This is a genomic window from Edwardsiella anguillarum ET080813 (genome assembly GCF_000264765.2).
Lineage (GTDB): Bacteria > Pseudomonadota > Gammaproteobacteria > Enterobacterales > Enterobacteriaceae > Edwardsiella > Edwardsiella anguillarum.
On the sequence record NZ_CP006664.1, the window covers coordinates 3663624 to 3687877 of the forward strand.

A 24254-nucleotide genomic window follows, 5' to 3' on the forward strand; every position below is an offset into this window, starting at 1 on the left:
TCTTTCCACGTCATATTCAGTAAAAGTTCGATTTATTCAACAACGCTGTATATCTATTAAATTAATAAAAACCGCTGTGGAAAAGAGCAAATATACAGATTAGCTTAGCATAATTAGTTGGGTTTATTCTTCTGATCTTATTAGTTATTAGTGAATCAATAGATAGGATGAATGTATAGCAATATAAAATTCATTTTACTGTCATCTGAACAGGCTATCCTTGCGTAACATTTATATTCCCTGGCAGTTGCGCAGGAAGGCGATGAAAACAGTAAAGGAGCATGTCAATGTGTAAAGATGACCAGCAAGACTCTCAATTTAGTGAAATGATTACCGCCCGGCTTTCACGCCGCCATTTTTTGGCGAGCAGCGCCGCCGCCAGCGCCGGTGCTTTTTTAGCCCTAAACCCTGTCGCTAACGCCGTTGCGGCGCTTACGCAATCCTCTCTCTTGAACTTTACTTCCATTACCGCCTCTGTCGCAGACAGCATCATTGTCCCGCCCGGCTACCGCGCCACGCCGCTGATCTCATGGGGCGATCCTATTTTTGCGGATGCACCGGAGTTCTCTCAGCCGGGAGCTCAGGATGCCACAGCACAAGAGCGCCAGTTTGGTGACAATACCGATGGGATGAGTTTCTTCCCCATCGGCGATGATCGCGCCGTTCTGGCCATTAATAATGAATACACCAACTACGAATATCTCTTCGAACATCAGGGTAAAGCGATGAGCGCAGAAGATGTGCGCAAGGCCCAGGCGGCGGTTGGGGTAACCACGGTTGAAATCGTACGCAAAAACGGCCAGTGGGCCATAGATCGTGAGGGTTTGCGTAATCGCCGTATCACGGCATATACCAAAATTATCATGACCGGCCCGGCGGCGGGGCACGATTTACTTAAAACTCAGGATGACCCCACCGGGCTTTATGTGCTAGGAACATGTAATAACTGCGCCAACGGTCAAACCCCGTGGGGGACCTACCTGACGTGCGAAGAAAACTTCAATGACTTCTTCGGTTCCGATAGGCAGGGTAATGTTACCGCCGACCATACCCGCTACGGAATCGCCGCCGTCCCCAGCATTTATCTGTGGCATCAACATGATGCTCGCTTTGATGTTACCCAAAACCCGCAGGAGCCCAATCGCTTTGGCTGGGTTGTGGAAATCGATCCTCACAATCCGCAATCAGTGCCGCAAAAGCGCACCGCTCTGGGCCGCTTTAAACATGAAAACGCTGCGCTAACCCTCAATAAAGACGGCCGTGTCGTGATATACCTTGGCGATGACGAACGCGGCGAGCACCTATACAGATTTGTATCACACGAGCGCTACCAACCGGGCAACGACGCCGCCAACCGCAGCCTGCTGGACAATGGCACGTTATATGTCGCCCAATTCGACATGGATGAAAACGAACTCAAAGGCACCGGCCGCTGGATTGCACTCACCTTCGGCCAGAATGGCCTGACCCCGGAAAACGGTTTTCACGACCAAGGTGAAGTCCTGATCTTTGCCCGCCGCGCTGCCACACAGGTCGGTGCGACAACCATGGATCGCCCAGAGTGGGTCGCCATACACCCCAACAACCAACACGTATTCTGCACCCTGACAAACAACAAAAACCGCGGTAAAGCAGGGCAACCCGTCGGCGGCCCCAACCCACGTGCCACCAACCATTATGGGCAGATAGTCCGCTGGATGCCTGCCGACGGCGATCACACCAGTGAACTGTTCGCCTGGGATCTCTATCTGCTCGCCGGAAACCCAACGGTGCATCCGGGCACTCCCTATGCCGGCAGCCACAATATCTCTGCCGAAAATATGTTTAACAGCCCTGACGGCATTGGGTTCGATAAAGCGGGTCGCCTGTGGATCCAAACTGATGGCAACTACTCCAACCAAGGGGACTTTGCCGGACAGGGCAATAACCAAATGCTGTGCGGCGATCCGATGAGCGGGGAGGTCAAACGCTTCCTGACCGGCCCCGTCGCCTGCGAGATGACCGGGTTAACCTTTTCTCCCGATTATAAAACCATGTTTGTTGGGGTACAGCATCCCGGCGAAGACGGCGCTCCATCCCACTTCCCCAATGGTGGCAACAGCATACCTCGCTCCACCGTCATGATGATCACCCGTGACGATGGCGGCGTGATCGGGGCTTGATATTCGTTGTATCTCCCGTAGACCCTGTTATCCCAGGCACCCGCAGGGTTCCTGGGATTTTTGGTTGGCGAAGGGGCGTTTGAGATTCTAAATAGCTGCGTCTAATATTCTACGCTTTAACCCATTTTCTGCGGGAAGATAGCCTGTTACCCTTTGCGCACGGTGCCTTTCAGGCCGTCTGCAGGTTGGATATGTGCGGGCGGCACAGGCATATAAAGCGGAATAGTGACGCTGGCAGTTTATTTTCCATTAGACTGTGTATAATTATGGGTTTGAACGGGATGTTTTGAAGCATAACGACACGGAAAACGTTATGCATTCATGGGAAATATATTTGTAATAACTTGATTTTTTTATCATAAAAAAAGACCTGGCACGATTCCTGTGTCAGGTCTAGGGGAATGGCTCTTATGGAGAGCCGTGCGCTAAAAGTTGGCATTATGCAGGCATTGAATGCCTTGCTCTTTAATCGTAGCCTATCTGCGCCGTTTTGCCAGTTTCAGCGTGAACGACAGAGTCCGCTACGGGACTAGGCGAGAGGTCGATGCTTGCGCCTACCGCGTTTTGCTGAGGCTGACGCTTGATATGTGGGCGGCGTGTTGGGTCGATGCTGGGGAGGGGGTAGATCATTTTCCGCTGACGGTGGGTCTGCCATCCGTTATTTAGTATAATGCTCGCACTTTATTATATTTACTCATTCCAAATTAACTCTGTGTATCATCACTCCAATAAGTAATTCAATGGTCGCGATAGGCTCAGATCTCCTGGCGTCATCGAGTCGGTCTAGTTTAACGTGGTAAAATAATGAGCCTGCCGAATTATACTTTATTTTATTTTTCTGACTGTGCATATTGTGCAAAAAAAAGCAAAAGATGCATGATGTTTTTATCTGGTGTTATTCGTATTTAACAACATGGATTTAATGGTTTTCTTTGCTGGAAGTGTGAAAATAATTTGATTTTTGGGTTGAAGGTTTTAATAATGTATAGCGTGAGCCATTGTATTATGTCGCGATGCTCCTATCGTATCAGGGCTGTAGAGCAGCCTCTTGATAAATATTATTAATCATCTCCAAGATGATCTGCCGTGACGGGAGGCGCCTCGCCTTTCTGTGTTAATTCTGTTTAGTCATTTTAGGTTATCGCCAATATCACTCGTCACATAAATACCATCGCACGATGAGGTTTATCGCCTGCTTTAATTTGTGAGATAAGTGATTTTGTTCGTAATGAGGGAAAATCATGGCATTACGTCACCGGAAAAAAACAACCCAAGACATTCCATCAGCGGCAACGCGACCGGTACGTGCTACGCGCAGCGTGTTAACCTGCGCAATCCTGAGCGCTTTGGGGATATTGCCGCCGGCAACCGGTTTTACCGCTGTACCCTATCCGCTTCCCCCGGCGCCGGCCTCCTGTGTGCAGGCGGTGGCGTGTGTGATTAATGAGCGGCAGGTCGCCTATGACCAGAGCGATATCGACCAGATTATGGGGCTGGGCCAGGATACTGCGACGGGCGTGTTCCGCCCCATTTACACCACGCTGGTGGGGTTGGGGTTAGAGAATGCGCCGTCGGGGCAGAGTTTCTATCTAGGGAATGCGGCAGGCGGGGAGCTGCATGTCACTACCGGCGGCGCCGGGGCGAATACACGGGTACGCGCGTATGGGATGTATGTCGATACAGGGAGTGGTGCTAATAATAACATCGCCATGCAAAACGATGGAAAAATCATCGTGTATGACACCGCGCAGATCGCATCGCAAGGGGATCATTCGGCAGGCATGTCCGTATTCACTAACGATGGCGGTGGGCACAGCATTTGGATGAATAATGCTGGAAGTATTGAAGCCAGCATAGATAGTCGCCGCGGTAATGCGATCGCCGTGATCGGGCTGCAGGTACAGGCTCAAAGCAGTGGCCGTGCCACGGGAGTCGATACCAGCATGCTGTATAACGGCGGTACGATCGACGTCAGCCATACGGGCGGCGGACAGGCTTGGGGGATACGCCAGTTCAGCCGTCGCGAACCGTTGGAGGGTACGGTGATCAACGCGGGGATAATTCGGGTCAGCTCATCGGGGCAAGCGCTGGTTCCCTTCTACTTCCCGGGTGGCGTCAACGCCGCTATGGGAATACGCAGCGATACGGCAGGCTCCGAGCAGAGCACGCTGCGTAGCTATAACTATGGCAGTATTTTCGTCGAGGCGACGGCGAACAGCGGCGCCGCGCACGGTATGTATAGCGCGGTGGACTCTGCCGAAGGGCGAGGTGTCAGCTTTGATCTGCAAAATCACGGTCTTTTAGATGTGCGTAGCCGCGGTAGCGACGGCTATGCTTCGGGCCTCACCGTAGGAACGGGATGGGGAGGCGATCAGCCCATTATGGGGCAGGCGCTGAATGGTGAAGCGGGGCGGATGATCGTCGATGCGGGCGAGAGTGGTATCGCCTATGGGATCTATGCGCTGCTGGATACCCCGAAGAAGGGGGCCGCCGTTGGCATTGCCAGCGTGCTGAACGTAAGCAATAAGGGGATTATTGATACGCGGGGACAGACGGCGCACCAGCTATTTGTGACGCGGATGGAGGCAGGCGATGTCAGCGGTACGGCGTATGTCTCCGAGTGGAACCTGGCGCTTAACCGTGCGGCCAGCGCGGATCAGCGGGTATTTGCCGTGGCGAATGGCGCAACCCTGAATTTGGGGGACGCGCAGGGCATAGGGAGTCACCTGATCCTGCGTACCGGCAGTGAAGGCGATAGTGGTCACAGCGACATTGCTGTCAGCGAGTTGATCGCCATCAAGGGGGGATACGCCGTCGGTCGCATTGAGCGCGTCTCCTCTGGGGGCGATCAGGATGGACAGAGAGCAGGCGACTATCAGGCGACGCTAGAAGGGTACGCCAGCTATGTCAATCAGCACCTGTATCTCGATCGTGCATGGCAATACAACGGCTGGGCAGAAAGTAAAGGCGCGGTGCGGTGCGCCACGATCCAGTGTGCGCTATACAGCAGTACCCATGGCCTGTCGCTGGTAAATCAGGGAACACTGGATATAACGATAGCGGGGGAGACGCTGGCGGCGCTGTATGTCAACCTTCGCGCTCAGCACGGAGTGGAGAATCCGGCTGTCAGGTTGGATAACGCGGGGGAGATCGCAGTCAATGCTGGCGGTGACAGCGGGCGCGCCTATGGCATGTATGTGCGGCTGCAGGACGCCGACCAGCAGGCGATCATTCATAATACCGGTACGATAACGGTAACGGGAGCGACGGCGCATGCGCTCTATGTCAGCGGCGAGCAGGGCAATGGGGGGACGGTTAGCTCGGGTAGCGGTGGGACGGCGCGGGTAGCTACCTGGAGCGTGGCGTTGCAGGATCGCTCGTCGGGTCAACAGAGTCTCTTCGCGGTGGCCGAGGGGGCGAGGCTGCACTTCGGCGATGAGGTGGGTAACGGCAGCCATCTGATCCTGCGCCCAGGGGACAGTACCCAGGGATATGCCGATAATAAGCGCTTTAATCTCAGTGACATGGTCTATAACTATGGCAATGGTGCTCAAGTATCGGGCAAGATTGGCAGCGTCAGCACACCGCTACCGATGCTGGTGGCCCACTATGGTTATCGCGATCCGGCTGGCAGCCGTACGTGGGATAATCAGTGGGTATCGCTGGATGTAGATGCGGGCAAGAGTGATGATTCTGCCCTGGGGGCTGGCGTGATCGACAGCATGGAGAACCAAGTTGAGCGTATCGGCCATATTCTGCTGGACGGTTCGCATCGCATGGGGAACGGGGAGAACGAGGTGCAGATGAAGGTCTACTATGGTCATCTGCAGCGTCGGGGCGTCGGGGCGGCTGATACCGATAGCGTCGGTACGGTAGCCTATGCCGACTACTCTCTCTCCCCAGATGCTACCCTGGGGTGGCATGGCGGTATAGAGCATGCTTGGCTCAAAGCGCAAAGCAATACGCTGCGCACCCGCGCGGTATCAGCGGTTATGGGGGTTCAAGGGCGCTATAACCTCGATGAGGCGGCGTATCTGCGTAGCCAGATCAGCGGCATTCTGTCCCATGACCAGAATCACTTCTCGGCGTTTGACGGTAGCCGGGCTAGCGCATCGGCGACCAACCTGGGGCTATATGGCGCGTTGTACGCGGGCTATGACTACCGTGTGGCTCGGCACAATACGATCACGCCCGAGTTGGGGGTGGCGACGCTATGGACATATCGACCATCCTTGGCGGTCAATTACGATCGCAGTGCCGATTTGAACCATGCCTATGCGACTCAGTACGATCAGTTTTGGTATGCCAGCGCCGGAGTACGCTGGCGTGGTCAGCTGGATATCGGGGGGATCGTGTATCAGCCGACGCTCATGGGCGGTGTCAAACATGCCATCGGCGGTGCGGATATCAACACTACCATGACATTTAATGGTCAGCGCTTTTCGGCGACCTTGCCCCGTGACCGTACCCGCGGCGTGGTCGATGTGGGTATCAGTAGTGCGCTTAATGCGCGTTTCGATATGGGCATTAACTATCGTGGCGAATATGGCAACAACATGACCGATCATATTGGGTATGTGAACGGGACGCTGCGTTTTTAGTCGTTTATTGCCGCGTAGTGCCGCGTAGTGCAGGGGCGAGGAGAGCGCCTTACCCGGGATCTACATCGTCGGTCAGCGGCGTGTATAGGCATAGACAGTTACGCTGTAACGCCTATGGCGCGTAGTCGGGGTGAGCATGATATGGCAAATAGCCAGCGTTATTGACCAGCTCCATGCGGCCTAACGTGAGGCTGATGCCTGGTATATTGTCATGGGTGACTTTTTCTATGGCTATCATCCTGAGATATGCCGCGTTTTGTGCGGCTCCTCGGTCTCTTTAGCACCGAGCGAATTGTTAAATTTGTCGCTCTCTTTACTGTGGCGCCACTGACCTAAGCGACATCGTGCATCATGGGTTATTGTCGCCGTAGCGCCTGCATTTAACCGTATCTGGTGGGGCGCGGCCATAAAACATGAGGCGCTTTTATAACAGTTAAAAACATTATTGATGACATATGATCAATAATGTTTCTTATCTGCGCTGAGCTGCTCGTTGAAGATAAAAAACACGCACCGGGATGCTGTATGCTGTCATTGATGAACGCAATGCGCTGATGTTGGATATCTATCGCATTGCGGCGCTCGCATGGCTTTTATTCGATGCTTGGCATGGGTGTGATTATATTTTTAGAGCTTATCTGTACCTTGTTTGGTTATTTACCGATCTTTTTTCGAATACGCTAAATCCTCGTTCACTCGGCCCTCGCGAGTAGGTACTCCGGCGATGTTAATGGCAATTATGACGTTTTTTAATCATTCAGGAAACGTGGCAACGAGAAAAGAGAGACAGTATAGCGTTGTATTCGTAGTTGAAACGATGGGGGAGAAGGGCGACGTTTTACGGCTTATCACGCTCTATTTCCGTTTCATCTTTTGCTCCGCGGTTAAACGTTAGCCGCCCACCTTGTGCTGTGACGCCAGCGGATAACGAGGGCGTGTCGCGGTGAGACGTGATTTTCGCCGGTATGATGTCATATTCACAGCGGTTGATACTTCTGGGTGATATCCCTGAGCGATAGGGAAAGGGCTCTATTATGGCGGTGATCTGCCCGGACTGCTTTGGCGGAGGGGGATTTCCCCAGCCGGCGGCGCAGGCTGGGCGCAGCACGCTGTCGCCCGGCCATGCGCGGAGTAAGGACAAGGTGTTAAAAATATGCCCGGCGTGAATCTGCAGTATCGCGATGCGCGGGACTCTGTGCTGCGCGGTGCATATTGCAAAAGGATGTGGATGCGATGGCTGACGGGCGGGGGATCTCCTCGCAGGATCGCGTGAGGGCGCGCTATAATTCCCTGCTGATAGGGCCGGCCTGGCGGCTGAATGAGGTCGTCAGCCGGTATGTCGCGGCGGGAATCTCCCCGCGTCACATGGCGTGGGACTACGTCAGCTGCGAAGGAGCGGCGCCGATTCACTATGCCGATATGCTCAATGTGTTGGCCGGCGGTGGCGGTGTACTGGTCGGCCTGAGCGTGCACGTTACGGCGAACCTCGGCTATGAGGGGGGGCGCAAACCCGCGTGCAGGGGCCGCGCCGTAGTGTGAAGGGGGTTAACGCCGGTATCGACTATCATTTTTAGGCCGGGCCGCCGGGCGGCCGGTGTCGCACCGGCTACCTCAGCGCCGGGCGCCGTTTGATAAGGTGAGGAGGATTAGATGAGACGCGTCTGTCGATGGTTTTCTACCGCGCTGCTGCTGGCGTTGCCGGCGGCGGCCTATGCCGCGTCCCCGGAGGCGCTGCGATCGCCGCGGGTCGGCGTGCTGTGCGATCGCTACCTCTGCGCGGACAGTCAGGGGATTTCCCGCACGCTAACGGAGCAATATCTGGGGCGTGCGGTGGCGCAGGGGCTCTTCGCGCAGGGGGATTTCGACCTGACCCAGTTTACCTTTGCCAACGGGATCTTCTGCGATACCCGCGAGCGCCTGTGCCGGGCGGATCGCTACTATGGCCCCGACGGTAAGCACAGCGGCGCCGTCTCAGTAAAATATACGGCGCTGCTGTTTCCCCGCTGAGTTTATGCAGGGTGGCCCGACGGCCCGTTACCCACCGCTGATGATGGCCTCGGGGATCTCATAGCGCTCATGACCCGCGCGGATCAGGAACAGATCGCTCTCTTGATGCCAAGTAAAGGTCATGTCGCCATCGGCTTGGCTCAGGTCGGCCGTTAACGGTTTGCCGTGGGCGAAAAACAGGGTGCGCTGCCGATGATCCGGCATGGTGATGGTGACGGTGGCCTCCCCCGGAGCGGTGCGGGTGACGCTAAAGGGGCATTGTCCCATCGGCTGGCCGCTCTGCTGTGCGCAGGGCAGCTTACCGCTGGCCGCGCTCGCCTTTTCTGTCTGCGGTGCCGCGGTGCCCGTAATACCGACCTTCAGGGTAAAGGGGTGCGCTGCGCTGGATTGCTTGGCAGCGCCCATCTGGTAGATCCGTACGGTGTAGCGTCCCTTCGCCGGCAGTATGCCCTGATAGCTATCGCCATCCTGCGCGCCGTTAAAGAGGGCCTCGCCTGTGCTGCCGGGCGCCATCAGGTTGAAGTAGGTCGTCGAAGCGCCGTTAAGCGTGATGCTGATATGCTGTCCCTTTGCGGCAATGAGCGTGTAATCCAGGACGTTTTCGCCTTTAATACGGCTTTTTATCGTCGCCTCGGATCCGCCTTTGGGGAACTGCACCGCGTGCTGGGTGATGCCACTGGCATCCGCGGCGTATACGGCATACGTCGGCGCGAAGGTACTGCAGCCCAGCAGACAAAGTGCAAACAGTGCGTGATGTTTCATGATCGGCCTCGGAATATCGTGGGGAAACGGCATGGCTAATTATAGTAAGGCCGCGATAAAAGTGATCTTGCGCAAATTTAATTACTTTTTGTCGCAGCCAGATCCGCATGGGGCCGCCGGGCGCAGACGCGTCCGGCGGTGAGGCGCTAGATACGCTGGCAGCGCACGATGTGCGGCGCGCCGTTCTGGCTGTGACGCGGCTGCAGCAGCGAGGGCGCCGCCGGCGTCGCGCTGTGCCCGTGGCATCCGCCGCCGCAGCCGTGTGCGCCATCGTGCGCCTTGCGCGACGGACGGGCCTGCGCCGGATCGGTGAGCGCCGGTAGCGGGCAGGGATCCTGGCAGCAGGCGCTCTGGAGATCGCCCCCCTTGACCAGGCGGATCTCCAGACCCATTGCCAGCAGACGCTGCGCCATATGCTGGCCGACGTTGCGCACCACCAGGCGTTGTACCCGCTGCTGGCGCAGCAGGGCCAGCAGCTGTTTCTTCCCGGCGCAGTGTTCGGCGGCGGCGGGATTATCATAGCGGGCGATTTCGCTGCCCTGTTGGTCAAAGATCGCCACCTGAGGCGCTCGGGCCAGGTGGCCCGCGATACGGTTACCGTGCATGGGAATGGCCGTTAGCATCGTTTTCTCCTTACAGCTCATCAATCATCAGTGCCTTGCCATTACTGAGGCAGTCCAGCAGCTTAAAACGCGCCCGCTTGAGAATATTGGCCAGCGTCTGGCGAGAGACGCCCATCTCTGCGGCGGCCTGCTGCTGTTGTAGCCCCTCGCGATCGACCAGCCGCAGGGCTTCAAACTCATCGCGCGCCAGCGTGACCTGCTCCAGCTGCTGCAGCGGCATGCCGTTGGGTTTAAAACAGCGGTGCTGCGGATGGCTGCAGATCCGGCGCGGGATTTTGGGTCTGGGCATAGGTTCTCCTAAATGGCATATGCAATATATACACCCTGTAATTAGCATATGCAATATTCATTTTGAGGCGGATGGACAGATATCATCCGCCGGTTCGGCGTTCAGCTGACAGATAAAGGCGATCAGTGAGGCGGTTTCCAGCTTCCGGCTGATGTTGGCGCGGTGTACCTCCACCGTGCGCAGAGAGACGTGCATACGGTCGGCGACGGCCTGGTTTTTTAATCCCTGACACAGCAGGTCGAAGGTCTGCCGCTCCCGCTGTGTCAGACGCGCCAGGCGTCGTCGGGTCAGAGCGGCGAATCTCGGCTGCTTCGGTTTTTTCCGCGCTTCTAATCTCCAGGGCTTCATACACCTTCGGCAGCAGTTCGCCCCGTTCACGGTTGGATAAAAAACCGTAGTAACGCACTATCTTAAAATGCTTTGCCGGGATATGACTGATATAGCGCCGATCATATCTTCCTGCATCAGCGTCTGTTGTCGGTGCTGCTGTGTACGATGGTCGTAATAGTGATGCACCTCCGCGCCGCCGCTGTAGTGCCTGAGCTTCGCTGCTGACACCGGTGGTCGTTTCAGGTACCGGCTGAGGTATTTGACGCTGCGCCAGGCTCCCTGGGTCTTCTTCGCAAAGTGGACCTTCAAGTTGTGTCCGTACTGCGCCTGCAGATATCGCTGCCGCTGCTTGTTATCGCGCATATACTCCAGCCCCGGCAGGAAGCCGTGATTGATCAGATTATAGCTGTGACGCAGCAGGCGAATGAACCACGCCAGATTTTCTCCACGGCATGCTTCGGTCTCGCCAGACGTCATGCCTGATATCGAGCCCTCCGCAGGTGACGGACAGGTGAATGTGCGGGGGGCATCGTAAAGGTGATGTGCTGCCAGTCGCAGTCGGGCAGGATGTGCTGCTGTTCGGCAATCCACTGCTCGGTGGCTTGCATGCCGCATGAGCTGCAGGCTTTTGACTTGCAGCTCTGGCAGAAGAAGCGGGAGTGAGTGCAGTCCGGCGAGCCGCAGCAGTAATGGCGAGCGCACATGACGCAGGTGCCACAAGCAAGCATGCGCTCAACGGAGAGTAGGGTCCACTGGCTGACGTTGTCGCCGTGTTTTTCGAGGTAGCGGTTCCAACCGTTATCGAAGGTGAAAAGGAGTTTGGCGGGGCGTGGGATGTACATGGGGGCGGAGTATAAAGCGAAGCTTCGGTCATGCAAATGCCCGAAGCTCCACAGGCGTGTTACGCTCTTAGGAAGCTCAAAAAAAATGCGCTTGAGATTAATAGTCATCGAGATAATATATTTAATCTGATTTTTTCTGAGTCGCCCAAAATTGAGCTCGAACCTGCTTCTGAACTATTGTTTCCATCATTCTTAATTCGCGGTGCCACTTCTGATCGTCGCTCATGTTATTATTTTTTTCGTAATTTTGAAGAATGCGCTTTGCCTGTGCGATACCATCACCATCACTGGCCTTTTCATTTTTTCTGTCTAGGATAATAAGAGCGTTTTTGAAATCTTTCCTTTGATCTCCTTGCATGCCAATATTTTCTTGATTGTTAATTTTTATTTCCTTGTTGTAAACTGTCATACTTGTGATTTTCTCTAATTTTTCTACGTCTCTTTGTAGGAAACTGTGGTTTTCAGCATGACGTAATCGTCCCAAAATCTCATAACCCTTCCCGTTTTGGTTAAAGCTGTCAGGAAAAATATTTTTCATATTATGTCCTCCCATGCCAATTAATACTCTTTGTGCTTTTTGATTATTTTCAAGCAGATTAACCGCCTGATTTAACAAAAGATGTTTAAGGTTTTTAGGACTATAATCGCTGTTTCCGCTATTATTTTTCATGGCAACGGTGCCGATGCAAAAATCGCCAGAATCTAGCTTCCAGATATTAAAATGCCCAATGTAATTGTTATGTTTATCGTTTACTTTAAGAGAAACTCCATCATTTGATAAGTATTCTGCTAGCGGGTAGTTTCCTCCTGCAGCACCCAGGAAGTCGCAATGTTTGGTCTTGCAACTCAGTAGGAAAGGCTCGCCCTGTTGATAATTTTCGGCGGTGAGAAGGGAAGTTGTGAGATTTCCTGATGATACTGTACTACATTCAAAATTAATATTTTTGGTTCCTTTTTGAGTGGTGATTTCTTCAGCTAGCATGATACACCGAGCAATATCCACCATTGTTTTATTTCCAGTTATTAAATCCTCAAAAATATACTCTTCACCTGGAGTGACAATGTCCTGCATACTTGTCAGCTTAGCCGGGTCAATATTCATTAATGTGTCACTATTCAGTAGCTGGTTTAGTTTTTCATTAATATTTATGCCATTTATTTCGAGTGTCGCAATATCGCGCATCATGTTTTCTTTGAAGGCCCTTTTATCTGAGGCGACTATTTTTTCTTGAGGTAACTGATCGGGCAAGGTAATTGAAGGAAAATATGCTGAGTGAGATGAGTTAATGGGTAACATTAAATATAGGTCCTTATAGTCATTAATAGAAAGCTGTGAGTTTACTCCGAAAGCGATCACAGTATGTACTTGTTTCGCGGTTTAAAGCGCCATGAAGAGGGGAACATTAGTATCGACGAACGCCCATGCGGGCAATCGCTCAACGTAGAGGCGGACAAAGGGTTATGCTGTCGTCGGATTTATCGGGTGACAAAATCCAACCGTTTGGTGGGGTGTGGGATAGACATGGTGCTGAGTATAAAGTAGGACTTAGAACATGCAAAGCATCGGAACGGCGAAGCCGAGAGGCTCGTCCTGTAAGGGCGCTATGTTTAGAATATTGACCAGCGTTTGGCGAGAGACGCCCATCTCTGCGGCGGCCTGCTGCTGTTGTAGCCCCTCGCGATCGACCAGCCGCAGGGCTTCAAACTCATCGCGCGCCAGCGTGACCTGCTCCAACTGGCAGACCGGCACGATCGCGGCGTCGGTTTCACCGTCGCGCAGGCGGTAGATCAGCGCATCCAGCGGAAAGCCGGCAAAGCGGGTCTGGGCGAAAAAGCGGCGGTAGTCATAGCCTTCGCGCGCCAGGCGGTAGAGCAGCGTCTGGTAGCCGCCAAAGGCCTGGGGCGAGACGGCGCTGATATTTTTGCCGCGCAGATCGGCCAGGTGACGCAGGCGGCTGTCGCTGCGCACGATCAGCGCAGATCCGATGACGTTGGTATTGCCGTGGCGCTGCGGGCTCTTCAGGGTCGCCAGCCAGGAGAGCGGGGAGTGCCGTCCCAGCGTGACCGCCTGCCCAGGATTGGTAATCACGAAATCCAGTCGCCGCTGACGCACGGCGCTGTCCAGCGCGCTGATGTCATAGGGCTGCAGACGGAAACGGTAGGCGGGCAGCCGTTGACTGAGCCAGTCGGCCAGCGGCTGCCACTGACGCTCGGCCATCTGGGTTCCGCGGGTGGCCAGCACGCCAATGGTCACCGTCTGCGACGGCGTGGGCGCCGCCCGGGCGGGGAGCAGCAAAAGCAGGGCCAGCCATGGGCTGCCGTAGCGCATCAGCGGGTTCATCGGGTGTTCAGGCTCAGATATTCAGTCGATGGTTAATTTTGATATAGGTCAGCAATCAAGCGCTATTGTGGTTTTCCACAATAGGAAGGCCTGTTCCCTGCCGCCCATAATAAATCACGCCAATCGATAAGCGAGCGAAGATATGCGGAACTGTGACATTTCGGGGCAGATGCGCTGCGCGGGGAGAGTGTGATGCCGGATGATAAACAACAACAACGGCGGCGCCTGCTGTTCGGGATCGGCAGCGTCAGCGCCGGTCTGGTGCTGCTGCCCTGGGGGGAGGCGCTGGCGGCGCCGGCGTCGCGACAGGGGATGCGCGGTAAGCGCTGGGCGATGATTATCGACCGGCGTAAGTGCGTCGGCTGTCAGGCCTGCACGGTTGCCTGCTGCATGGAGAACCTGCCGCCCCTCGGCCAGTTTCGCACCACGGTAAAGCAGTATGAGGTCAGCGGCGCCGCGGCAAACGGCGTCAGCCAGATGTTCATGCTGCCGCGCCTGTGTAATCACTGTGAAAATCCGCCCTGCGTCGCGGTCTGTCCGGTGCAGGCGACCTATCAGCGCGACGATGGCATCGTGATGGTGGATAACCGGCGCTGCGTCGGCTGCGCCTACTGTGTTCAGGCCTGCCCGTACGATGCCCGTTTTATCAATCAGCAGACGCTGACCGCCGATAAATGCACCTTCTGCGCCCACCGTCTGGAGGCAGGGCTGCTGCCCGCCTGCGTCGAGTCCTGCATCGGCGGGGCGCGCATCATCGGCGATATGCACGATCCCGACAGCACCCTGAGCCGCCTGCTGGCGCAGCATCGGACGTCGGTTTATGTACTGAAACCGGAGCAGCATACGGCGCCGCGGGTGTTCTACCTGGGGCTCGACGCCGCGTTTGTCAGCCAGGTCAGCGGGCAGGCGGCGCTGTACGGTGAGGAGGAGATTGACCAATGATAAGAGCGATCCTGGTGGCGCCGCAGCCGGTTGCCTGGCTGCCGTGGGCGGTGCAGTACTTTTTTTATATCGGCAGCGCCTATGGCGCGGCGCTGCTGCTGTGGCTGGCGCTGCGGCGCAGCGATAGTTACAGTGTCACGTTTATTTGTGCGATGGCGTTGGTGCTGCTGATCTCCTGCGTGGTCGGGCCGCTGGCGCTGACGGCCGATCTGCATCAGCCCGGTCGTGCCTGGCACTTTTTTGCCTATCTGACGCCCGGCTCCTGGATGTCGCGCGGCGCGCTGCTGCTGCCGCTGTTCTCCCTGCTGGGCGTGGCGACCGGGTGGCTCTGCCTGCGTCCCGCGCTGCAGGAGGCGGCGCGGACGCGCTGGAGCCCCCTGCTGATCCTGTTGGCCGCCGGGCGCTGGTCTGCGCCCTGCTGACCGTATTGTCCGGCGCCAGCATCGCCCTGTATACCGGCAGCGAGGTCGGGATCGTAGCGGCGCTTCCGCTGTGGCACCAGTGGGGGCTGCCGTGGCTGTGCAGCGCGCCGTTGGTCTGCGTGGGGCTGTGGGCGCTGGTGCGCGGCCTGCTGGATCGGCCGGTGACGGCGACCGATCGGCGCCTGCTGCTGCTGGCCTGCTGGCTATTCTGGCCCACGGGGCGGGTCGGGGCGGAGGGACTCTCGTTCATGCGCGCGCAGGCGTGGCCCGCCGCGCTGCTGACGCTCGCGGCGTCGCAGTGGCTGACGCAGCGGCGCTGGCCGGTCGCCCTGTTGGCCATCGGCGCAGCGGCCTCGCTGCGCTGGTTGACCCTGATCGACGTACAGCGGGTCCCCCGCTATGACGCGGGGATTTACCCTTACACGCTGGCGATCGGCAGCGAGGGGGGTGGCTGGGGATCCTGGCCATGGCGGGACTGTGGGTTTGCCTGGCGGCGATCCTGACTGAACTGATTGAGGTGCGCGCTGACGCGGTGGAGCAACAAAATGGATAAACGCAGACGTCATTTACTGAAGCTGGGGCTGGCCGCGGGCGGCGGCGCCGTGTTCGCCGCCGGCTATGCCTCGACGGTACGCCATGCGGCGCGCGGGGTGACGCAGGGCAGCGCCGGTGAGCCGACGCGCAGCGCCCAGTTTGGCAACGCGCTGCAGCCGGAGCTGCGTATCGACGGCGTAGGGCGACTGACGGTCAATCCGCAGCAGCGTCTGGCCAATGGGATGTGCTTTGGCTGCTGGACCCTGTGTGGGGTGCGCCTGGGTATCGATAATAACAGCAAGCGGATCCTGCGCATCGGTGGGAATCCCTACCATCCGCTTTCCCAGCAGCAGCAGATCCCCTATGTCACGCCGCTGGCGCAGGCCTGGCGCTCCCTGGCGGGCGAGGCGGGACTGGCGGGCCGTTCGACCGCCTGCGCGCGCGGTAACGCCATGTTGGAGATCCGCGAGAGTCCTTACCGCATCACGCAGCCGATGAAGCGGGTGGGGAAACGCGGCGAGGGACGCTGGTAAACCATCAGCTATGAGCAGCTGCTGCAGGAGATCTGCGACGGCGGCGATCTGTTCGGCGAAGGGGCGGTGGAGGGGCTGCGTTCGCTGCGAAACCTGACCACGCCGCTGGATGCGGCGCACCCGGAGTTCGGGCCGCGGGCCAACCAGCTGCTGGTGACCAACGCCAGCGATGAGGGGCGCGACCACATCATTAAACGCTTCGCCTTGAACAGCTTTGGCACCCGCAACTTTGGCCATCACGGTTCGTACTGCGACTATTCGTTTCGCGCCGGCTCCGGCGCGTTGATGCACGACTTGGACAAGAACGCGCACATGAAGCCGGATCTGGAGGCGGTGGAGTTTGTGCTGTATATCGGCACCTCACCGGCGCAGTCGGGAAACCCCTTTAAGCGCCAGGCACGCCAGTTGGCCGCCGCGCGAACCCAGACGGGGTTCAGCTACGTGGTGGTGGCACCCTCGCAGCCGGTGAGCACCAGCCTGGCGGCCGGGGAGAATAACCGCTGGCTGCCGATCCGTGATCCGCTGGGTCCTGGCGCAGCAGCGCTATAACGCCGCTTACCTCAGCCAGCCGGGCGAGGCGGCCATGATGCAGGCCGGCCAGGCCCACTGGTGCAATGCGACGCATCTGGTGATTTGTCAGCCTGGGCATCCGCGCGAGGGGCAGTTTTTGCGCCGCTCGGATCTGCTGGGGGGCCTCGTGGAGGCGCAGGATCCTCCGGCGCTGGTGCTGGCCGCGGCGCACAGGGCCCTCTGCGGGTAAAAAGCGCGTTGAGCTGCCTGCGCGATGAGGCGCAAAAGCTGACCCTGGCGCAGTACAGCGAAATCTGCGGGGTGCCCGAGGCGGATATCGTTGCGCTGGCGCGGGAGTTTACCGCCCACGGCACCCGCGCGGCGGTGGATACCCACGGCGGAACCATGCATGCCAACGGTTTCTATACCGCCTATGCCATCCTGATGCTGAATGTGCTGATCGGGAATATTAATCTGAAGAGAGGAATGATGGCCAAGCCGCCGGCCTATCCCGTCTTTGGCCGCGGGCCGTGCTATGACTTCGAGCGCTTTCCGGGCAAGGTCAAGCCCCGCGGCCTGATGCTGTCGCGCAGCAAGGCGCACTATGAGCAGAGTAGCGAGTACCGTGAGAAGGTCGCCGCGGGTGTCTCGCCCTATCCCTACCGGCTGAAGGCGTGGATTAGCCACATGGCGAACCCGCTGTACGGGGTGCCGGGGCTGCGTGCCCTGCTGGAGGCGTGCCTGCGCTCCCCGGCACAGCTGCCGCTGATCGTGGCGGTCGATGCCTTTATCAACGAGACCTCGGCGCTGGCCGACTATCTGGTGCCGGATACGGTCACCTATGAGAGCTGGGGGATCGCCGGGGTCTGGCAAGGAGTGCCGACGCGGGCGGCGACGGTGCGCTGGCCGGCGGTGACGCCGCTGAGCGCGCGGACGGCGGACGGCCGTCCGATCAGCCTGGAGAATTTCCTGATCGATCTGGCCAAGCGGCTGGCGCTGCCCGGCTTTGGCGCCCGGGCGCAGCAGAATGCGCAGGGGGAGTGGCTGGCGATCGACAGCGGAGAGCAGTACTACCTGCGCGCCGCGGCCAACCTGGCGCAGCTGGAGACGCCGGTGGCGCCCGCGACGGCGCAGGACGTGGCGCTGAGCGGGGTCGATCGTCTGCTGCCGCGGCTGCAGACGACGCTGCCGGCGGCCGAGGTGGGCGCGGTGGCCAGCGTACTGGCGCGCGGCGGTCGTTTTGAGGACGCCGCGCACCGTTATCAGGGGGAGATGATGGCTCACCGCTACCGCCGTCCGTTCGCCGTGTGGAATGCGCAGGTGGCGGCGGCGCGCAACAGCATGACCGGCGAGCGCTACTGCGGCTGCCCAACCTGGATGGCGCCGCGTCTAGCGGACGGTACGCCGCTGCGCGAGCGCTGGCCGCTGGAGGCGTGGCCCTTCGAGCTGACCAGCTACAAGTCCAATATCCACAGCGCCGTGTCTGCGCTGTCGCCGCGTCTGTGCGCCGTGAAGCGCGATAACCCGATCTACCTGCATCCGGCGGACGCCGAGCGGATGGGGATCGGCAACGGCGACGCCGTCGAGGTGACGACGCCGGGCGGCACACTGCGGGCGCAGGCGATGATCTTGGACAGCGTGATGCCCGGCGTCATCGCCGTTGAGCACGGCTATGGTCACTGGGAGCACGGCTATGGTCACTGGGAGCTGGGCGTCCGGTCGCATATCATCGACGGACGGGCGCAGCCCGCGCCGTCGGTGACGCTGGCGGGCGTCAGCCTGAACCAACTGGGGCTGGTTGACCCGACCCGCCAGAGCCCGGGACTGCTGCTGGACTGGGTGGTCGGTTCGGCCGCCCGCCAGGGGCTGCCCGCCCGCATCCGGCGGGCTAAGGCGGTCGGCCGCCTCAGCGCAGGGGAATGGCGGTTCCCCAGCGCTGCCAATCATCGGGGGGATTCTCGTGCAGTAAAAAGTGGGTTCCCGCCGGCGCGGCCGGCGCCAGCGGCGTTGAGGGCGGCGTGGCGAAGGCGATGCCGCCGCGGATGAACTGCTGGAACGTTCCAGTCTTGACCACGCCGCCGGTCAGGCCGAACGCCAGATTATAGCCAGAGGCCTGCCAGAAGACGCTATTGGTGCGCACCAGCCGCTGATAGGCGCGGCCAATGCGCAGCGCCACCTGCACCCGATCGCCCAAGTTGCCCAGGGTCAGGCCGGTGACGGTTCCCACCTCCATGCCGCGGTACAGCACCGGCGTGCCGATCTGCAGTGAACCGGCGTCCGGGGTATCGACCGCGATGCTGATCCCGTCCAGATAGCGCGCATCGCTCAGCGTCGCATCCTGCAGTTCAAAGCGTCGGGCCGCGTTGCCGCTGCCTGGCTCCAGGTTGATGAACGGCTGCAGCAGCGCCTCTAGGTTGCTCACGCCGGCGGCTGAAATATGCGGTGTCACCAGCGAAAAGCGGGTTCCCGCACGGGCGAAGGCATCGACATACTCCGGGTAGAGCACCGCCTGTGCCAATACCTGTCGGCGATCGGCGCTGAGGCTGAGCGAGGCCAGCTGACCGATGTCGAGCCCCAGGTAGCGGATCGGCATGCCCGGCGAGAGGCGGGTGCCGTCATAGGTTGAGAGAACGATCTGGCCGCCGACGGCGCGGGCGGCGGTTTCATTCGGGTAGAGGGGGCGCCGGTCGCCCGCGGGGGGCGTTACGCCGCTGAGGTTATCGAGGCTGATGGCGCCTTTCAGGGCGCGTTCAAGGGGGGCGGCCTCGACCGTCAGACCGCCGCCGTTGAGCTGCACCCGCGCGCCGCCCTCGGCCCAGAATACGCTTTGTCCTCCCACCAGGTGGCGATAGGCGGGCTGGATATACAGGGCGATATCGAAACCGTCGCGCCGCGGGGCGATGGCGGCGATTTCGCCGATGCGGAATTTGCGATATAGCACCGGCGACCCGGGCTGGATATCCGGCAGGGCGGCGGCGTGCAGAGTCAAGGTCGTCGGAGGCTGCTCGCCGCGGATATCATCGCGGGCGGCGGCGGCGTCGCGGAACAGCGGATAGTGGCTCAGCGCCTTACCGCGCTGGCCGGGCAGGATCGCGATCCCCCCCTCGAGCCACTCCTGCGGGGCGGCGCCGGTCACCGCCAGGCCATCGACGCCCAGCTGCAGGCCGAGGCGGCTGTTGACCACAAAGCGGCTGTCGGCATGGATAGCGTGTCGGTACGGCGGGGCGATGACGGCCTCAAACTGTACGCCGTCGTCGCGCAGTTCGCGCCCGGTGACCTGCCCAACGCGGATCCCCTTGAGGCGCAGCGGCTGGCCGACGTCGATACCGTAGCTCTGGGGGGCGTTCAGGGTCAGGCGCAGCGCGCCCGGTTCCTGCAGCAGCGCGTCGGCGGCGGGGAGGACGGTAAAGTGGCGCAGCGGCTCGCCGTCGCCGGGGTGAAGCTCGAGGACGCTGCCGTTGAACAGCTGGCTTAGATTAAGCCGGCTGAGCGTGAGGCCGGGCGCGCTGAGGCTGATGCGGCTCTGGCTGCGCAGCAGGTCGCTGACGCTGGGATCGACGGCCAGGGTGCCGCTGACTCGCCCATCGGCGTTGAGATCCAGCTCGGTGAGCATGCCGACCTGTACGCCCTGGTACAGCAGCGGCGTACGGTTGGCCTGCAGTCCCTCGCCGCCGGGCAGCGCCAGCGTGACGCTGACGCCGCGCTGACTGCTGGCCAGGTTAGAGTAGAGGGGAAAGCTGGCGCCGGGGCGTACCGGGGAGGATGCCGGCGGGGAATCGAATGCGATGGCGCCGTTGACCAGCGCGGCGAGACCCTCTACCTGCAGCGATATGCCGGACAGGCTGACGTCGCCGCGGATCCCTGAGACATTCCAAAAGCGGCTTTCCTCCTTGACCAGCGGGGCAAAGCGCCGCTCGATCAGCACATCGATACGCACCCCCTGCCGCGCGTCGTCGAGGGCATAATTATAGACGCTGCCGACCGGTATCTTGCGGTAATAGACCGGCGAGCCGTTGCTGAGCGCGCCTAAGTCCGGCGCGCGGAGGTGCAGCAGCAGCTCATCGGTCCCCGGATGGAGGCTGGGCTGCTCATCGCGGGCGATAAAGCGCTGGCGCGGCGCGCCGTCGCCCGGCTGCATGGCGATGTAGTTGCCGCCGACCAGCGCGTCCAGCCCGGAGACCCCCGCCAGAGAGGCCTTGGGCGTGACCAGCCAGAACTGGGTCCCCTGGCGCAGGGCATTGCTCATGCTGCGCTGGATGTTTACGGAGACCTCGATGCGCTTCAGATCCGGGGTGACGCTGACCTTGCTGACCGTGCCCACCTCGACCCCTTGAAAGCGCACCGGCGTGCGTCCGGCCACCAGACCGGGCGCGGATTGAAAGGTGATCAGCACCGTTTCACCGCGCTCTTGCAGGGTGGTATAGCCCATCCAGCCTGCGGTCAGCAGCGCGACCAGCGGCAGCAGCCAGAAGGGCGACAGGCGGCGTTTGTGCCTGACGATCGCGTTATTGGGCGTATTCTGTGTCGTTGGCGTCGGTTGTGGCATGTGCATCCCATATCAGTCGACTGTCCAGCCATTCCACGGCCAGCAGCGTCAGAAATACCGCGGCGCCGAAATAAAAGGCCGCCGCGCCCATGGTAAACGAGAACAGCTGGTCGCGATCGATCAGCGACATCATCAGCGCAATGACAAATAGATCCAGCATCGACCAGCGGCCGATCCAGGTGATCAGCCGCAGCATGCGCATGCGCCGCACCAGGCTGCCCCCGCGGCGCAGGTGTATGCCCAGCAGCAGGAACAGCATGACCGCCACCTTGATAAAGGGCACCAGGATACTGGCGATAAAGACGATAGCGGCGATCGGCAGATTCCCCCCCTTGGCCAGGGCGAGGGTTCCCGAGAGCAGGGTGTCCTCGATGCGCACGCCGTTGACGTATAGGATCGAGATGGGCAGCAGGTTGGCCGGCAGCAGGATGATCACGGCGGCGATCAGGGTGGCCCAGGTTTTTTGCAGGCTGTGGGGCTGACGGCGGTGCAGCGGTAGGCGGCAGCGCCGGCAGTGTCCGTGGGCATCCGGCGGAGCCGTATGGCGACAGGCGTGGCACAGCAGCAGCGCGCTGTCCGGCGCGCTTTGGGGCGGCTGCGGGTACAGGCGTCGCCACAGCTGTTCGATGTTCAGATGGATCAGCAGCAGCAGGGTCAGCAGGGTGGCGACGATATAGGCCAACAGCGCGGGGCCGGGATCGACGGCGGCATATTCGCGGACCTTAATGGCGGCGACGGCCAGCGCGATCAGATAGATATCCAACATGATCCACGGGCGCAGCAGGGAGAGCAGCAGCAGCAGCGGACGCAGGTTCAGGCGCAGCCGCTGGCCGAGATACAGCGCCAGCAGCAGCGCGGGCAGCAGCAGCGGCGCCACGATGGCGCAGAAGGCGACCATGCCGGCGGTGAGGATCTCGCCCTGCATGGCCATCTGTCCGATGCCCTGCCAGACGCTGGCCTGCACCGTGACGCCCAGCAGATGGATCTGTAGCAGCGGCTGAAACAGGGCCAGCGGCAAGAGCACCAGCAGGGTGAGTGCCAGCGCTGCAAGGCGGGGCAGCGGCCAGTCCCGGCCATCATACAGGCGGGCGTCGCAGCGCGGACAGAAGGCGGACTGGTGCGCACCGATCGCCGGGAGGCGACACAGCGCATCGCACTCCGGGCAGCGCAGGCGATGCGTCAGGACGCCGGCTCGGCGAGTCATGCCATTAATACCGGAAATGGGTGGCGTTGCCGGGTAAGCGGATAGCGCATCTATCGTCCCATGGTTGGCTGAGAAGCTGTGTACAACAGTAGCGCGGGCTAGGGCGTGTCCCGTAACGGTGCGCGGTGACGACGCTCACGGCCCGTTACGGGACATGTCCCGAGCGTAAATATACATGGTGTTAGCGCATAAGACGACGCTATTCGGCTTTTTGCTTGTGTGTTGTCGCATTTAATGCTTATTTTATGGGAGGCATGCCCGCGCAGGCTAATGGGATCCTATCGTCATTGAGAGAATCATGAGTAAAGATACGTTTTATACTGATATGGCTCGCGATCTGAGCGCGCTTTGCAGCGGTGAGTTCAACGCGGTTGCCACGCTGTCTAACGTGAGCGCCTTGCTGTATGAGCGCCTGCCTGCGGTGAACTGGGCCGGTTTTTATTTTCTGGATGGGCAGACGCTGGTGCTGGGGCCGTTCCAGGGCAAGCTGGCCTGCGTACGCATTCCCGTGGGAAAAGGGGTCTGCGGTACGGCGTGCGCCACGGGGCAGATACAGCGCGTTGGGGATGTGCACCGTTTCGATGGCCACATCGCCTGTGACGCCGAGAGCAATGCGGAGATCGTGCTGCCGCTGGTGGTCGGAGGACGGACGATCGGGGTGCTGGATATCGATAGCACACAGTTTGAGCGCTTCGACGAGGACGATGAAAAAGGCCTGAAAAGCGTAGTGGACGCGCTCTGCCAGCACTTGGAGCACTGCGACTGGGCAAAATTTGTGACTTTTGCTTAAGGTTGTGGTGCTGATGGCATGGCATTTGGCGGTAGCCTCATTATAATGTCGCCTGTTCATGCCATCGCTGGTTGGCAAACCCGTTGTAATCAGGAAATTTCATGGAAAATCAACCAAAGTTGAACAGTAGTAAAGAAGTCATCGCCTTTTTGGCCCAACGTTTCCCTCAGTGCTTCAGCACCGAGGGTGAAGCCCGCCCGTTAAAGATCGGCATCTTTCAGGATCTGGTTGCGCGGATGCAGGGGGAAGAAAACGGCCTGAGCAAGACTCAGCTACGTTCAGCACTCCGCCTTTACACATCCAGCTGGCGCTACCTGCACGGGGTAAAACTGGGTGCAGAGCGTGTCGATCTGGATGGCAACGCCTGCGGCGTGCTGGACGAGCAGCACGTAGAGCATGCCCGTCAGCAGCTGGAAGAGGCCAAGGCCCGGGTCCAGGCACAGCGTGACGCCCGCAGGCGCGAAGCCGCCGAAAACGGCGAAAAGCGCGAGCCGCGCCGTCCGCGTCCGGCGGGTAAAAAGCCCACCGTGCGCCGTGACGCTGAGCAGGGCAGTAAAGAAGTGCGTAAACCGCGTGCCGCCAAGGCTACGCAGGAGCGCAAACCGCGCGCCAAGAGCGAGACCACGGAACAGCGCAGCACCCCGGTGACCTCGCTGGAACAGCTGCATCTGGGGCAAACCGTGAAGGTCAGCGCCGGTAAGCATGCCATGGAGGCATCCGTACTCGAGATCACCAAAGACGGTGTACGTGTCCAGCTGTCTAACGGTCTGGCAATGATTGTACGCACAGAACACTTGCAGTTCTGATACGGAGGCC

At 59.4% G+C, this 24254-nt stretch carries 17 protein-coding genes and 2 pseudogenes; 10 read left to right on the top strand and 9 right to left on the bottom strand.

From position 1 onward, the window contains the following. Positions 1-287 precede the first annotated feature (287 nt). From ETEE_RS16545 to ETEE_RS16560, 4 genes are all read left to right on the top strand, one after another. Positions 288-2162, top strand: coding sequence for a PhoX family protein (locus ETEE_RS16545; RefSeq protein WP_034165826.1), 1875 nt, complete (start codon positions 288-290; stop codon positions 2160-2162). 1436 nt (positions 2163-3598) lie between these two features. Further along, on the top strand, positions 3599-6763 hold the full coding sequence (locus ETEE_RS16550; RefSeq protein ID WP_158409708.1) for an autotransporter outer membrane beta-barrel domain-containing protein: 3165 nt from the start codon (positions 3599-3601) through the stop codon (positions 6761-6763). A 1233-nt stretch (positions 6764-7996) separates the two neighbouring features. After that, complete coding sequence (locus tag ETEE_RS21385) at positions 7997-8302, top strand: hypothetical protein (protein ID WP_144242833.1); 306 nt, start codon at positions 7997-7999, stop codon at positions 8300-8302. A gap of 111 nt (positions 8303-8413) precedes the next feature. After that, a complete protein-coding gene (locus ETEE_RS16560) occupies positions 8414-8770 on the top strand; it encodes a YcgJ family protein (RefSeq protein WP_034165828.1) in 357 nt (118 codons plus the stop codon). Positions 8771-8797: 27 nt separating this feature from the next. On the opposite strand, the gene ETEE_RS16565 is transcribed toward ETEE_RS16560, so the two are convergent. The 7 genes and pseudogenes from ETEE_RS16565 to ETEE_RS16595 form a co-directional block, all read right to left on the bottom strand. Beyond that, positions 8798-9532: a hypothetical protein gene (locus tag ETEE_RS16565; RefSeq protein ID WP_034165833.1), complete on the bottom strand. Its 735-nt coding sequence runs from the start codon at positions 9530-9532 to the stop codon at positions 8798-8800. 146 nt (positions 9533-9678) lie between these two features. Beyond that, positions 9679-10155 (bottom strand): NifB/NifX family molybdenum-iron cluster-binding protein, encoded by a 477-nt coding sequence (locus ETEE_RS16570; protein ID WP_034165829.1) that lies wholly within the window; start codon positions 10153-10155, stop codon positions 9679-9681. A gap of 10 nt (positions 10156-10165) precedes the next feature. Beyond that, positions 10166-10444, bottom strand: a complete 279-nt coding sequence (locus tag ETEE_RS16575) for a DUF134 domain-containing protein (RefSeq protein WP_015461422.1) — start codon at positions 10442-10444, stop codon at positions 10166-10168. A 57-nt stretch (positions 10445-10501) separates the two neighbouring features. Then, entirely contained in the window at positions 10502-10735 is a 234-nt protein-coding gene (locus ETEE_RS21650; protein ID WP_420314970.1) for a LuxR C-terminal-related transcriptional regulator, read from the bottom strand. Beyond that, positions 10727-11616, bottom strand: a pseudogene (locus ETEE_RS22385) (transposase); the annotation flags it as partial. The pseudogene ETEE_RS22385 and the gene ETEE_RS21650, both read right to left, overlap by 9 nt. 121 nt (positions 11617-11737) lie before the next feature. After that, positions 11738-12913 (bottom strand): hypothetical protein, encoded by a 1176-nt coding sequence (locus tag ETEE_RS16590; RefSeq protein WP_144242834.1) that lies wholly within the window; start codon positions 12911-12913, stop codon positions 11738-11740. 249 nt (positions 12914-13162) lie between these two features. Then, the gene (locus tag ETEE_RS16595) at positions 13163-13957 is read right to left on the bottom strand and encodes a PhnD/SsuA/transferrin family substrate-binding protein (protein ID WP_038631576.1); all 795 of its coding nucleotides are present in this window, start codon (positions 13955-13957) and stop codon (positions 13163-13165) included. 192 nt (positions 13958-14149) lie between these two features. On the opposite strand from ETEE_RS16595, the gene dsrO reads away from it, so the two are divergent. From dsrO to ETEE_RS22390, 4 genes and pseudogenes are all read left to right on the top strand, one after another. Next, a complete protein-coding gene (dsrO, locus tag ETEE_RS16600) occupies positions 14150-14899 on the top strand; it encodes a sulfate reduction electron transfer complex DsrMKJOP subunit DsrO (protein ID WP_034165864.1) in 750 nt (249 codons plus the stop codon). Beyond that, positions 14896-15321, top strand: a complete 426-nt coding sequence (gene nrfD / locus ETEE_RS22060) for an NrfD/PsrC family molybdoenzyme membrane anchor subunit (RefSeq protein ID WP_225865181.1) — start codon at positions 14896-14898, stop codon at positions 15319-15321. Before dsrO ends, nrfD begins: the two co-directional genes overlap by 4 nt. Further along, a complete protein-coding gene (locus ETEE_RS22065; RefSeq protein ID WP_225865182.1) occupies positions 15222-15824 on the top strand; it encodes a polysulfide reductase NrfD family protein in 603 nt (200 codons plus the stop codon). The genes nrfD and ETEE_RS22065 overlap by 100 nt, the downstream gene beginning before the upstream one ends. Before the next feature lie 42 nt (positions 15825-15866). Next, positions 15867-18785: pseudogene (locus ETEE_RS22390) on the top strand (molybdopterin dinucleotide binding domain-containing protein); the annotation flags it as partial. Positions 18786-18804: 19 nt separating this feature from the next. Here the strand turns inward: ETEE_RS22390 and ETEE_RS16615 are convergent. Next, the gene (locus ETEE_RS16615; RefSeq protein WP_034165870.1) at positions 18805-21444 is read right to left on the bottom strand and encodes a PqiB family protein; all 2640 of its coding nucleotides are present in this window, start codon (positions 21442-21444) and stop codon (positions 18805-18807) included. After that, complete coding sequence (gene yebS, locus ETEE_RS16620) at positions 21404-22648, bottom strand: membrane integrity lipid transport subunit YebS (protein ID WP_045427641.1); 1245 nt, start codon at positions 22646-22648, stop codon at positions 21404-21406. The genes ETEE_RS16615 and yebS overlap by 41 nt, the downstream gene beginning before the upstream one ends. 298 nt (positions 22649-22946) lie before the next feature. Between yebS and ETEE_RS16625 the strand changes: the two genes are divergently transcribed. Both ETEE_RS16625 and proQ read left to right on the top strand, forming a co-directional pair. After that, positions 22947-23438 carry a GAF domain-containing protein gene (locus ETEE_RS16625; protein ID WP_034165865.1) on the top strand — a complete coding sequence of 164 codons (492 nt, stop codon included), beginning with the start codon at positions 22947-22949 and terminating at the stop codon, positions 23436-23438. A gap of 101 nt (positions 23439-23539) precedes the next feature. After that, a complete protein-coding gene (gene proQ / locus ETEE_RS16630; protein ID WP_034165866.1) occupies positions 23540-24244 on the top strand; it encodes an RNA chaperone ProQ in 705 nt (234 codons plus the stop codon). Positions 24245-24254: the final 10 nt, after the last annotated feature.

Excerpts from the sequence above, each read along its gene's own strand:
- ETEE_RS16545 (WP_034165826.1), top strand. The coding sequence starts at position 288 with ATGTGTAAAGATGACCAGCAAGACTCTCAATTTAGTGAAATGATTACC.
- ETEE_RS21385 (WP_144242833.1), top strand. The coding sequence starts at position 7,997 with ATGGCTGACGGGCGGGGGATCTCCTCGCAGGATCGCGTGAGGGCGCGC.
- ETEE_RS16560 (WP_034165828.1), top strand. The coding sequence starts at position 8,414 with ATGAGACGCGTCTGTCGATGGTTTTCTACCGCGCTGCTGCTGGCGTTG.
- ETEE_RS16565 (WP_034165833.1), bottom strand. The coding sequence starts at position 9,532 with ATGAAACATCACGCACTGTTTGCACTTTGTCTGCTGGGCTGCAGTACC.
- ETEE_RS16570 (WP_034165829.1), bottom strand. The coding sequence starts at position 10,155 with ATGCTAACGGCCATTCCCATGCACGGTAACCGTATCGCGGGCCACCTG.
- ETEE_RS16575 (WP_015461422.1), bottom strand. The coding sequence starts at position 10,444 with ATGCCCAGACCCAAAATCCCGCGCCGGATCTGCAGCCATCCGCAGCAC.
- ETEE_RS16590 (WP_144242834.1), bottom strand. The coding sequence starts at position 12,913 with ATGTTACCCATTAACTCATCTCACTCAGCATATTTTCCTTCAATTACC.
- ETEE_RS16595 (WP_038631576.1), bottom strand. The coding sequence starts at position 13,957 with ATGAACCCGCTGATGCGCTACGGCAGCCCATGGCTGGCCCTGCTTTTG.
- dsrO (WP_034165864.1), top strand. The coding sequence starts at position 14,150 with ATGCCGGATGATAAACAACAACAACGGCGGCGCCTGCTGTTCGGGATC.
- nrfD (WP_225865181.1), top strand. The coding sequence starts at position 14,896 with ATGATAAGAGCGATCCTGGTGGCGCCGCAGCCGGTTGCCTGGCTGCCG.
- ETEE_RS16615 (WP_034165870.1), bottom strand. The coding sequence starts at position 21,444 with ATGCCACAACCGACGCCAACGACACAGAATACGCCCAATAACGCGATC.
- yebS (WP_045427641.1), bottom strand. The coding sequence starts at position 22,648 with ATGACTCGCCGAGCCGGCGTCCTGACGCATCGCCTGCGCTGCCCGGAG.
- ETEE_RS16625 (WP_034165865.1), top strand. The coding sequence starts at position 22,947 with ATGAGTAAAGATACGTTTTATACTGATATGGCTCGCGATCTGAGCGCG.
- proQ (WP_034165866.1), top strand. The coding sequence starts at position 23,540 with ATGGAAAATCAACCAAAGTTGAACAGTAGTAAAGAAGTCATCGCCTTT.